Genomic DNA, 11,983 nt, shown 5'->3' on the forward strand with positions numbered 1-11,983 from the left:
GTTAAGGGGATCCCGGCAGGATGCCCTCGACTTCTCCAGGGACCGGGATTTCCTTGGGCCAGCCCTTGCCGGTCGAGGGCCTGAAGACATAACAATCGGGATAAACCCCCACCGGTTCCATGAAATCCCGCCAAAAATGGAGATACTCTTTTCCCGACATGCCTTGCAGGTCGAAATCCCTTTCGACATGCGCCATGGCCGCCGCTTCCTCCGGCTGGTAAAGGAAATAATCGACTCCCTCTTCCTTCAAGCGCTTGGCCAGGGATTCCGCTGTCCCGCTTTCCTTGGCCCACTGCAGGAAGATTGGCCTCTTCCATTTGAAATCGACATAAGCGATCCGATCGAAGGGATAGGTCTGGAAAACGGCAAAAGCCAAGATCCTGTCCCGGGGGCCCGAATGGCGCTCGATCCCCCGATAGGCGTCATAAACACCCGTGCTGAAGCTGTAATGCCTCTTCAATCTCAACAATGGGTCCTCTAACCCCAAGGCGCTGGCATAAGGCGCGGTCCCATTGAACTGGGCGCTCATGGTCAGCCATAGGGAGAGGACGACCCCCAAGGCGAAGATCGCCTTTCCAACATTTCCTTTTTGGGAGTGAACCCCTTCCCAGACCAGCCCGATCAAGAGCAGGAGCGCTAACCCCGCTCCCGACGTATGCCTCAAACTTTGGTCCACGCAGGACCAAACAGCCAGGAACGCGGCCGAGAAGACCGCTAAGAAGGCGCCAAGCCGCGACCGGAGCGCCTGCCAAATCCATGGAAATCCGAGCCAAAAAAGCGGCGTCCAAGCGGCATTGATGCCGTTCTTCATCGTGAAAAAACAGTCCCAAAATGTCTTGGGGACCATGGTCCATCCCCAATGTTGGGGCATTCCCGTATCCGACAGGAGCGCACTTTCCATCTCGCTGTTATACCCGCCGCCGGACCCGAACCAATGGGTCGCCAGGGGATAAAAGGGATTTCCGAAAGCCAGGAAATTCTTCAAATACCAAGGAATGACCGGAAGAAGGAAACCTGCGATGAACCAAAGTCCCAATCGGGCGGAAAAACCCTTCCATCCTTTTCCGACGATCCAAGGGGCCAAAAGTCCGGCCACGGCCAAGACCGCTGTCAGCTTGATGGAAAAACAGAAACCCAGCATGAATCCCATGAGGAGGCACAGATCCGGCCGCCAGGCCGACCGAAGGCCCCTCCAGAGAATGAAAAGGGTCAAAAGTTCATAACAGGCCAGAAAACCTTCCACATACCCCCAAGCGAACAAGGCCAAAAGAAAAGGGCAGGACAACAGCAGCCAAAAGGAAGCTCTGAAACCCTTCTTCTCCTGCCTTAGCCAAAGGGAAAAAATGCCCAAGGTCATCAGAAGAGGCAGGATTAGGGCCATCTTGGAAAGGCCTTCCCCACCGATGGCCCAGAACCCGGCCAGGACCATTTCGGCCGCCTTGGGCATATCTCCCGTGTGGTTCGTCCAGTGGAAGAGGACCTGATGTAGCCGGACCGTTTCACGGGCGTAACGAAAATGATCCAGGACCGCGTCCCAGATCAAGGGCGGGGAAAGGAATTCGCTCCCCCAGATGATCCAGAGAGCCCCAAGACCGATCTTTTCAAAGCGGGACCACTTCCCAACCCATGGGCCCCATTTCCTCGCTTCCAGCCACCCCCAGGGAATGGCCGGGACCAAGATGAGCGCCTCGAGAAAACCGTAAAGCACCTCATTCGCCGCCAAAGCCCAAGACCACAAGGAAAAAAAAGCAATCGCCAAGGCGACGTAGAGGTGAAAGGGATTCCAGTTCCGGCGTGGGGGTGACCAGACCCGTCGGAAAAGACCGGCCCAACCCAGTAGACCCAGGGCCGCCAAAGCGAACAATGCAATGGACATCAGCTTGGTCCCAAGGGCGGTTGGCCAAAGGGCCATGCTCCACGGTGTATCCTCGATCAGTCGAAGAGGTGGGATCCAGGCCCCTTTCCCAAGTCCAAGGATGAACAAGAGCAGGAGAAGAATGGATAGCAGGGTTCGGATCAAGGTTTTCCTGGAGATGGGCGTTTATTTGACAATCAAAGGGCCCCAGTTATAATACGCTTCCTTTTCGGCCGTGGGAAATGTCCACGGCACACCGTAAGGCCCGAGTGGTGAAATTGGCAGACACGTACGCTTGAGGTGCGTATGGGGAAACCCTTGAGGGTTCGAGTCCCTCCTCGGGCACCACTTCCTTCAAAAAAAAGCCCTAAAACCGGACCGGTTTTAGGGCTTTTTTGTTTTAGGGGTTGGTACGCGGCCAGTGAACCCGCTCGGGTTGTTTGCCTACTTTAACTTCGCCTGCACCGCCATCGCATCCGGGTTGTCCTTTTGGAAGCCCAGGGCGATCTTCAGGTAGTAGGCTGCATCCTTCTTCTTGCCCATGTCCGCCAGGACCGAAGCCACCGACGCGTAATAGCTGGACCGCATGCCGCTGATGTCCTTGGCGGGCGTTCCCTGCTTTTCGAGTGCCGCGAAGAAGATCTTGGCCTTTTGCCCCAGCACCGCGATCTGGTTCCCCTTGATCAACGCGGGGATCAATTCGTTCTTCAGCTTCAGCATGGCCGCCTGGGGATCCAAAGGATCGTCCCACCAACCATCGGCCGAGGGTTTCGAGGTCTTCGCCGCAGGCTTGGAAACCACTTCCGTCCCTTTGTTTCCGGGGGTCGGGGTCGCCGGGGCCTCGGCGACGAGGATCGAGGTGCCCGTCCATCCGGCGACCCCGCTCTTGGTGGTCAGGAATTTCTCCTTGGTCGGTTCCCAGGCCAGGATCAATTCCGCATCCGTCCGGTCCTTGGCATAGCCCTTGGAAGAACACCAGATCTCAAGCCCTTCGAATTTCGTGAAGATCTGGGGCGCCGCGAGGTCCAGGACCTGCTTCATGGCGCCATTGATATAAGAAAACCCCTTGAGGACCTGCCCCCCCTTGAGGTCATCCCGCTGGAAGATCAAATAGGGAGCCGCCCTCTGCGGGGTCTTGAGGACCCGGATCCATTGGATGGTCCCGCCCTCGTCCTGGAAGTTCTTTTCGTATTTCTTGGTCTCGGGGTTGTAGAAACAGACGTTCAGGGTCTGGTTGTGGGGTTTGTCCAGTTCGTCCGCCGGGGCATTGGGCCGGTAGATCAGGATCAGGTCCTTGATCTCATCCCCTTCCTTGTTCTTGAGCCCACGAACGTTCTCGAAATCGAACAGACCCTTGCTCTGGATCTTTCCTTCGTCATCCAACCAAGGAAGGTTCTCCAGGAGATGGTCCGGAGGAAGGATCGAATCCATCCACTGGCTTTGAGCGTGGGAAAAATTCGTCCCCGCCAGGAACACCAGTCCCAAAAGAATGGCTGCACTTATCCTGGAAAATTTCATTTTTCCCCCCGTCATTCGAACTTTTCTTGTCACCCGTTATGGTTTCAGCCACCCCACGGTGTGGTAAAACTCGATCGTCCTGGCGATCCCCTCTTCCATCCCGGTCCCAGGCTTGAAGCCTAGTTCCACCCGGAGCTTCCGGTTCGAGCAGACCCAACCCGGGGCCTCCCCTTCCTTCAACTTGTCCATGGAAACAATGGGGGGCAGGAAGGACCTTCCGGTCCACCGGGCCCAAAGATCGCCCAACCGAGCCAGCATTTTAACCAGTCCCAGGGGAACATTGAACGTCTTAAAGGATTTTTTGAGCCCCTGGCCCACCAATGCCGAGAATTCGTTCCAACTGCGGCTTTGGCCGTCGCAAACGAAGTAAATTTGACCCTTGGCCCGGGGGTCCCGCCCCGCCAAAAGGGTCGCTTCCACCAGGTCGGCCACATAGATGAAGCTCACACGTTGATTGCCGTCCCCACCATTGACCACCAGACCGCTTCGGACCATTTTGAAGTATTCGAAGATATCCGTTTCCCGGGGGCCATAGACCGCCGCAGGTCTCAGGATGACCACCTCGAACCGGTCCTGGAACCCCAGGGCGATCTCCTCGCCCTTTCGCTTGGTCATTCCGTAGAAGCTGACCGGCTGGCAAGGGGCCGTCTCGTCGATCTCCCCACCCAAGGGGGAGGGGCCGGCCGCCGACAAGGAACTCACATAGACCAAACGCCGGACGGTCCCCGCCTGGGCCGCCGCCTCACAGACGTTCCGCGTCCCCTCGGCATTCACCCGATCATAGGCGGAATAGTCGGCGCCCCTTAGGAGTCCGGCCAAATGGTAAACGACCTCAACCCCCTTCATGGCCGCCCCGACCGAGGCCGCATCGGTCACATCCCCATAGGAAAGTTCCATCTCGGAAGTGGGGGTAAAGGGGATCTTGCTGGTCCTGCGGACCAAAAGCCGAACCTTTTGTTTTTGCCCGGCGAGGGCTTCGGCTAAATGGCTCCCGACAAAACCGCTAGCGCCCGTCACCAGGGCCACGGGGGTTTCATTCATGGGGTTTTCGGGGACCTAATCGATTTGAATAACATGGAGGCGTCATCCTATAATGCCTCTTCTTTTTTGCCAAGGAGCCCTAGTGAACCCAAGTGAACACACCACCATGGCCGACGTCTTCGACAAGGCCAACAACTGGACCGCCGCGGACGATGTCCGCAAGCTCGGGATCTACCCCTATTTTCGCCCCAACACCTCGGCCCTAGGCACGGAGGTGACCATCGGCGGCAAGAAGATGATCATGGTCGGCTCCAACAACTACCTGGGACTGGTCACCCACCCCGAGGTGTTGGAGGCCATGGTCCAGGCCATCCGCAAGTACGGTTCGGCCTGCACCGGTTCCCCTTTCCTCAACGGCACCCTGGACATCCGCATCGAGTTGGAGGAAAAACTGGCCCAATATGTCGGTATGGAATCGGCCCTGGTCTATTCCACCGGCTTCCTGGCCAATTTGGGGGCCCTTTCCACTATCGTCACCCGGGGTGACTACATCATCTCCGACCGTGAGAACCACGCTTCCATCGTGGACGGGCAAAAGCTCTCCTATGCCAAGACGATCAAATACGAACATAGCAACATGGAAGACCTGGAGCGGGTCCTGGCCAACCACAAGGAACAACCCAAGCTCATCGTCACGGACGGGGTTTTCTCCATGGGCGGGGACATCGCCGAGTTGCCCAAGATCGTGGAGCTGAAGAACAAGTACGGTGCCCGACTCATGGTGGACGAGGCCCACTCCCTGGGGGTCCTCGGCCCCAAAGGCGACGGGACCGGCCCCCACTTCGGCGTCCAAAAGGACGTGGACATGGTCATGGGTACCTTCTCCAAGTCCCTGGTCTCCATCGGCGGCTTCATTGCCTCCACCCATAAGGTCATCGACTATCTGCGTCACAACAGCCGGCCCCTTATCTTCACCGCCAGCCTTTCCCCCGCCGATACCGCCGCAGCCCTCAAAAGCCTGGAGATCATCCAGCGGGAGCCCGAGCGCCGGGAACGGCTTTGGGCGATCATCAAGCGCATGCGTGCCGAGTTCAAGGCCATGGGCTGGAACACCCTCAACACCAACTCGGCCATCATCCCCCTGATGGTGGGTGACAACCTGAAGACCTTCACCATGACCAAGGAACTGGGAGAAATGGGCGTTTTCGCAACCCCCGTGGTCTCCCCCGCCGTGCCGCCCGAGCTAACCCTGATCCGCACCAGCTACACGGCCACCCATACGGACCAGCAATTGGACCAGGTCCTGGACGCCTTCCGCAAGGTCGGAAAAAAACACGGCGTCATTCCCTGATCCAAAACGTCCAATCACCAGGCCTTTCATTCCCCTCTTGAAGGAGGCGTCATGGCCATTCAGGTCAAGACCATCGCACTGGATGACAAAAAAGGCATCGAGGAGTTCCTCCACCTGCCTTGGAAGATCTACATCAAGGACGGCCAGCGGGACCCCAACTGGGTGCCCCCTTTCCTCGACGACCAACGTAGCCTCCTGAACCCGGCCAAGAATCCCTATCACCAGCACAGCCGCACCCGACTTTTCGCCGCTTACAACGACCAGAACGGGATCGTCGGACGGATTTCCGCCAGCGTAGACGACAACTTCATCAAGTTCTGGAACGAGAAGATCGGTTTCTTCGGTTGGTTCGAGTGCGTGAACGACCCGGCCGTGGCCCAAGCGCTCTTCCAAGAAGCCGAGAAGTTCATGAAGGAACAGGGCATGACCGGTGTGCGGGGCCCTTCCAGCTTCACTTCCAACGATGACTACTTCGGTTTCCTGCTCGAAGGCTACGACACGCCCCCCCGGATCGCCATGACCTACAACCCGCCCTATTACCTGGAACTGGCCGAGAAGTGCGGCTATGCCAAGGCCAAGGACCTTTATGCCTGGTACCTCCCCGCCCAGGGCCCCCTTCCCGAACGCATGGTCAAGATCGCCGAGCGCACCATGAAGCGCGAGCGGATCACCGTGCGCCCTTTGGACATGAAGCATTTCGAGCGGGATACCAACATCGTCCGGGAGCTTTATAACCTCATTTGGGAGAAGAACTGGGGCTTCGTGCCCATGACCGAGGCCGAGTTCCAATACCAGGCCAAGAAACTGAAGGACATCATCTGGCCCGACTTCATCCACATCGCCGAGGTCGACGGCAAGGCCATCGGGTTCAACCTGGTGGTGAAGGACGTCAACCAGGCCCTCATCAAGATGGACGGGGAGCTTTTCAAATGGTCCGACCCCTTCGCCCTCATCAAATTCCTCCTCACCAAGTTCGATGACACCCGGGAGATGGCCATGGGCGTCCATCCCGATTACCGAAAGAAGGGGCTGGAGGTCATCCTGTATTTGGAAGCGCTCAAGACCGGCATCAAGCGCAAGATCAAGGGTGGCGAGCTTTCCTGGACCCTCGAGGACAACGAAGGCATCAATAACGGGATCACCGCCATGGGCGGCAAGGTCATCAAGAAGTATCGGATCTACGGCAAAACCCTTTAATTCGAAGGTCCCTTAGGCGGCCCATGTCGAACCTTCCTTATACCTACGAGGTCCTCATCCGGGAATCCCACCTGGACACCTTCGGCCACATGAACAACGCCGCCTACCTGGTTCTGTTCGAGGAAGCCCGTTGGGACTACATCACCCGCAACGGCTATGGATTGAGGGAGGTCCAGGAATTCCAGAAGGGTCCGGTGGTGCTCGAATTGACCATGAAATTCCGCAAGGAGATCACCCTGCGGGAAAAGATCACCATCACCATGGAACTGGTGGAGACCAAAGGCAAGATCAGCCGTTTCCGACAGGAAATGCGCAAGGAGGACGGCACCGTGGCCACCGAATTGGAATTGGTCTTCGGCCTTTTCGATCTTCGCGCCCGCCGCCTCATCGATCCAACCCCCGAGTGGAAAAAGGCCATGGGCCAATAAATCAACAGGCTTGTCTCCTTCTTGATACACACCCGCGATCCAAACCAAAATTTAACGGGCCCCGAAAGACCCCGTTGAATATAATTTCCAGGCTGCGTTTTTCACAGCGAACAAAAATCGATCTTCGGAGGTTATATTATGAAGTCGTTAAGGATCTTGTCGTTGTTCTTGGTCTTATTTGGAATAAAAGCATTTGCTTTTGCCGAATCAAATTCGAGCCCGGCTTCCGCACCGGATGCCCCCAAGGCGACCCCCACCCCAAATCCTTGGAAATATTGCAACGGCTGGTTCGAAACCAAGTATGACAAGTTCAAGGACCAGACAACCTTCCAGCCCAAGAGCTTGCGTTCCGCCCACAATTTCAAGGTGAAGGGCGGGGACGAAGTGGCCCCCTGGATTAAGATCACCTTCCCCGGCCAGAAATATGACCCAAAGTCCAAAGCCACCATTTCCCTCGTCCTTTTCCGCCTGGACGTCACCAAAGACAAAGACAATTACAAGGCCCAGCATACCGGCAGCAACAATTACCAGGAATGCTCGAACCTGATCCTCCTGGTCGACGATGTGAAGATGGACCTGGGGACCCTGAAATATGACGTGAAGAGTTCGTTCGACGGATTCACGGGCTTGACCTATTTGGATCAGACCTGGACCACCACGCTGACCATGGGCCAGCTCAAGGCCCTGGCGGGCGCGAAGAAGATTGAAGGCGAATTCTGTGAGACCAACATCGAGTTTCAGAAGGATAATTTCTGTGTCATGAACGCGGCGTTGGACTTCCTGAACCAGTAATCCTGACGCGGCCAATCAAAAAGCCCCTTCCCTCGCCAGGAAGGGGCTTTTTTTGTTCTGGATCGGCGGATGTCCTAAAGGTTCAAACTGATCCCACCCGAGAGATCTTGCGAATCGAAGTTCGTCACGCCCAACACCCCCTGGTATCCCAACTGGACCGCCAAACCCTTCCCCAAGCCCATCCGCAAACCCGCCGAGACCAGGAACCCGTCCCTGCCCAAAGCGGGCCCGTCCACCACGAACCGGTTGGAGGAACCTGCCAAGGACGCCGTGACTTGGTCCAGGTTCCCCTGATAAACGTGTTGCCAAGTGGCCATGAGGGCGGGTTCCAGGAACCAACCGCCACCCATCGGGAAATTCCTTTTGGCTTGCAATCCCAACTCGCTCGCCAGTTCGTCCTGTCCCTGGGCCGGTAGATTCAAGGGTCCGAAGGACCCGGTCTCGGTGAAGCCATCGACCTGCACATGGGTGAAGCTTCCCGCCGCCAGGGGCCCCCACTTCGAACCATCCAGGTCCCAATCCAGGTTCCCGCCCAGTTTCAAGCCGAACTGCATCCCTCGGGCCGTACCCGTCGCCATCCCACCTTCACCGGCACGGACCGTGTCATAATTATTGATGCCGCCATCCAGGAGCCCGGCGATCCTCAGGTCCCCCGAGCGCCAGCCGCCATAGACCCCCACCTGGCCCCCGGAGGCTTTCACCGAATCCAGGGCCTGGGAGGTGCCCGATTGGCTGTAGCCGACCAGCAAACCTCCGACCAGGTCCCGGTCCATCCGGTCGTCCAACCCGACGGCCACGCCGCCGGTCGAGAATTGGTACCCCGGGCCGTTCCCGTCGCCGGTGACGGTCCCGAAGTTCCCCAAACCCTGGGCGAAGACCCCGGTCGCCCTCGGGGCGGTCCCGGTCATGGCCTGTTCCCCGCTCCCGTCCATGGCCGCGGCAAACATCCTGCCGTTCCAGGCCGCCTGGACCCTGGGGCTGGCGTCCAACTTCTCCCAAAGGGAAGCGATCCGGTCGAAGGCCATCCGGCCACGTGCCTGGGCCAGATCGTATCCCATGCGGAAAATGGGCGTAAGACCGGCGGGCGACACCCGGTCATAGGCCGCCGGCACGTTCCCGGCATTCATGGTCCCCAGGTCCGCCATCAGGTCCTGTTGGCCGGACTCGAAGACCGAGGCATCCAGGGCCGCCGCCACCGCCTTTTGGTTCAAGGTCAGGGCGAGGGCCAGGAAGGAGGGCCGGATGGCCACCAGGTCCACCTCATGGGTGCCATAGACCGGCAAGAACCGGAAACCCGCGATGGAACTGATGGAATCGGAAAAGCTCCCCGAAACGAGACCGGCGGTCTCGAAAATGCGGAAGGAATCCCCCAAAACCGGGGTGAAGGCGGCAACGGACAAGATCGAAACGGACCCGCCCATTTGGGCGTCTCCGGTGACATTGAACCTATCCCATTGGCCCGCCGAGGTCCCCGCGAGGCCCAGTTGCAGGGTCCCGCCGGTCTGTTGGTAGGAACCCCCGACGTTCACGGTGATGGGTCCCCCGCTCGTGGCCATGGTTCCTCCGGTGAAGGACACTGAACAGCCTCCCAGAGCGCCCGAGGAAGCCAAGAGCAATTGTCCACCGGTCAATTGGGTACTACCGGTGAAATTGTTCGTCCCAGAAAGGGTCAAGGTTCCCGTGCCCGACTTGACCAGTGAACCCCCGGCCCCGGTGACCACTCCAGCGATGGAGGAAGAAAGATTCCCGCCGAAGACCAGCCTATTCCCGCCCAATTGCACGGCACTTCCTGCCAGGGAGTTCAAATAGGTCACGGTCAAAGCCGAGGATGTCTCGCCCGAAATATCGAGGACCCCGCCGCTATTGAGCGTGAACTGGGCCGTTCCCGCCACGGCGTTCCCGGCAAAATTAAGGGTCGAAGAATTCTCCACCGTGATCCGGCTGTCCCCCGCCGTGGAGAAATCCCCGAACTGGACGATGTTCATGTCATCGATATGGGCGTTCCCGGCGCTGGCCAGGGTCGTGGCCGAGGCACCCTGGAAATAAACGGCGCCCGTATTGCTGATGGCCGCGTTGGCGGCGCTGGCCCCATCATTGAAGTTCAACAACCCGCTGTTGCTCACCCCCGCGTTGGCCGCGGTCGAATCCCCGTTGAAGTTCAGGGTCCCGGAGTTGTAGAGGACCGCCGACACCGCCGAAGCCGAGTTGTTGAAAGCCAGGATACTACTATTGCTGATCACCGCCGTACCCGCCGTGGCATCATCCTGGAAGGAAAGGGTCCCGCTGTTGACCACATAGCTGACCGCCATCGAGTCCAGGGCGTAGGTCAGGGTCGCCTGGTTGCTGACCGGGCCCGAACCCAGGCTCCCGCCGTCCACCACAACGGTCCCCCCAAAAATGGTGGTCCCTCCGCTATAAAGATTGTCCCCGGAAAGGATCATCAGCCCGGGTCCGTTCTTGATCAACGAGCCGGCGCCCGAGATCACCCCGCTATAGGAGGTCGAAAGGTTGTTCCCCCCGGTCGTGAGGTTCTTGGTCCCCAAATTGACATTCCCGCCGCCGGCCAGGGACCCCAAGGTCACCCCCACCGTGCTTTGGCTGATGTCCAGGTCGGCGCCCGTTGCCAGATCGAGTTGGGCCAGTCCCCCATCGGCCCCGCCCGAGAAACTGACCGAGCCGCCGCTTTGGGCCAGGATGGTGACGCTCCCCGCCGTGGAACTCCCGGTGAAGATCAACCGGCCGTAGTCGGCGATCGTCCCGATCCCCGCCGAAGAAGTATCCTGGAAACGCAGGGTGGCGCCTGCCGAATTGAGCAAAAGGACGCTGACCGCTTGGGCGCCGTTCTCAAAGAGGAAAAGCCCGCCGGTGGCGATAAGGGTCTGGGCTTGTCCGGAAGTGTTGTTGGCCCCAAGTCCGGCCAAAACAAAGGTCTGCCCGTTGTTGTAGATCGTGTAGGACGTGGAACCGTTGAACTGGACATCCCCCACGGTGGTAGGCGCACTCATGGTGACACTGGCGTTGAGCGAAGTCCCGAAGGTGGCGGAAGCGCTGGTCCCGCTGGGAACGGTCGACAGGTCCCAGTTGGAGCCCGAATCGAAATCCCCGCTGGGCGGGTTGTTCAACCAGGTCTCGCCCCAGCCTGGGGCCAAAAACCCAGCCCAAAGGGCGGCTATCGCGAGGATCATTCTAAGGGAAGATGGCATCGAAACACCCCTTGGGACATGGTGGAGTGACCGATGCATGATAAACCCGTTCCGAAGAACGGGGCACCTTCTTAATTCAAAAGCGATCCCCGAACGAAAGGGCAAAGACCCGCAAGGCCTCGGTGATCTTCTGCGCCAATTCAGGATCGGCGGCCAGCTCATCCACGGTTGAATTTTTGCCCAATAAATGGACATCCAGGCCCGCCTCCTCGATCAAGCGTGCCGACATGGTCCGAAGGACTTCCCGAAGGGATTCCTGGGCATAGGAAGACCTGGTCGAAGCGGTCAAAAGCGCCACCGGCTTCCCCACGATCTCGCTGCCGCCCACCAGCCAATCCAAGGCGTTCTTGAGACTTCCCGGAATGCCATGGGCATACTCCGGACTGCAGATCAGGAGCCCATCGAACGACCGGATCGCTTCGCGGAACCGGGTCACTTCCATGGGTTCGTTGGACTCGATGTCGGGATTGAAATGCGGCAGTTGACCGAGATCTTCATAAAGGCTGATGGTCATCCCCCGGGGCGCTAACCGGGCGGCGGCTTGTAGCAGGGTCTTGTTGGTGGATTTTTGGCGCAGGCTTCCGCATAAGGCTAGGATCTGGAGCATGGTGTTCCTTTCGGGATGCCCCAAACTAAGAACGATCCTCTTCCCTTTCAA

At 58.5% G+C, this 11,983-nt stretch carries 9 protein-coding genes and 1 tRNA gene; 5 read left to right on the plus strand and 5 right to left on the minus strand.

Going from position 1 to position 11,983, the window contains the following annotated elements; genetic code table 11:
- Position 1: 1 nt before the first annotated feature.
- On the minus strand, positions 2-1,912 hold the full coding sequence (locus VHE12_09345) for a hypothetical protein (GenBank protein HVZ80982.1): 1,911 nt from the start codon (positions 1,910-1,912) through the stop codon (positions 2-4).
- A 206-nt stretch (positions 1,913-2,118) separates the two neighbouring features.
- Between VHE12_09345 and VHE12_09350 the strand changes: the two genes are divergently transcribed.
- A tRNA-Leu gene (locus VHE12_09350) sits at positions 2,119-2,203 on the plus strand.
- 96 nt (positions 2,204-2,299) lie between these two features.
- Here VHE12_09350 and VHE12_09355 read toward each other — a convergent pair.
- Both VHE12_09355 and VHE12_09360 read right to left on the minus strand, forming a co-directional pair.
- Entirely contained in the window at positions 2,300-3,373 is a 1,074-nt protein-coding gene (locus tag VHE12_09355) for a hypothetical protein (protein ID HVZ80983.1), read from the minus strand.
- A 36-nt stretch (positions 3,374-3,409) separates the two neighbouring features.
- Positions 3,410-4,414, minus strand: coding sequence for an NAD-dependent epimerase/dehydratase family protein (locus VHE12_09360; GenBank protein HVZ80984.1), 1,005 nt, complete (start codon positions 4,412-4,414; stop codon positions 3,410-3,412).
- 106 nt (positions 4,415-4,520) lie between these two features.
- Here VHE12_09360 and VHE12_09365 point away from each other — a divergent pair, with 106 nt between their 5' ends.
- The 4 genes from VHE12_09365 to VHE12_09380 all read left to right on the plus strand — a co-directional run bounded on the left by VHE12_09365 (position 4,521) and on the right by VHE12_09380 (position 8,122).
- The gene (locus tag VHE12_09365; GenBank protein ID HVZ80985.1) at positions 4,521-5,705 is read left to right on the plus strand and encodes an aminotransferase class I/II-fold pyridoxal phosphate-dependent enzyme; all 1,185 of its coding nucleotides are present in this window, start codon (positions 4,521-4,523) and stop codon (positions 5,703-5,705) included.
- A gap of 51 nt (positions 5,706-5,756) precedes the next feature.
- Positions 5,757-6,902 carry an N-acetyltransferase gene (locus VHE12_09370; protein ID HVZ80986.1) on the plus strand — a complete coding sequence of 382 codons (1,146 nt, stop codon included), beginning with the start codon at positions 5,757-5,759 and terminating at the stop codon, positions 6,900-6,902.
- A gap of 23 nt (positions 6,903-6,925) precedes the next feature.
- On the plus strand, positions 6,926-7,330 hold the full coding sequence (locus tag VHE12_09375) for an acyl-CoA thioesterase (GenBank protein HVZ80987.1): 405 nt from the start codon (positions 6,926-6,928) through the stop codon (positions 7,328-7,330).
- 138 nt (positions 7,331-7,468) lie between these two features.
- On the plus strand, positions 7,469-8,122 hold the full coding sequence (locus tag VHE12_09380; protein HVZ80988.1) for a hypothetical protein: 654 nt from the start codon (positions 7,469-7,471) through the stop codon (positions 8,120-8,122).
- Between the two features lie 74 nt (positions 8,123-8,196).
- Here the strand turns inward: VHE12_09380 and VHE12_09385 are convergent, their stop codons facing one another.
- Together VHE12_09385 and VHE12_09390 are read right to left on the minus strand one after the other, a co-directional pair.
- Positions 8,197-11,307: an autotransporter domain-containing protein gene (locus VHE12_09385; protein HVZ80989.1), complete on the minus strand. Its 3,111-nt coding sequence runs from the start codon at positions 11,305-11,307 to the stop codon at positions 8,197-8,199.
- A 94-nt stretch (positions 11,308-11,401) separates the two neighbouring features.
- Entirely contained in the window at positions 11,402-11,932 is a 531-nt protein-coding gene (locus VHE12_09390) for an NADPH-dependent FMN reductase (protein HVZ80990.1), read from the minus strand.
- Positions 11,933-11,983 lie beyond the last annotated feature (51 nt).

Source organism: bacterium (genome assembly GCA_035549195.1).
GTDB lineage: Bacteria > Oederibacteriota > Muellerivitia > Muellerivitales > Muellerivitaceae > DASZRK01.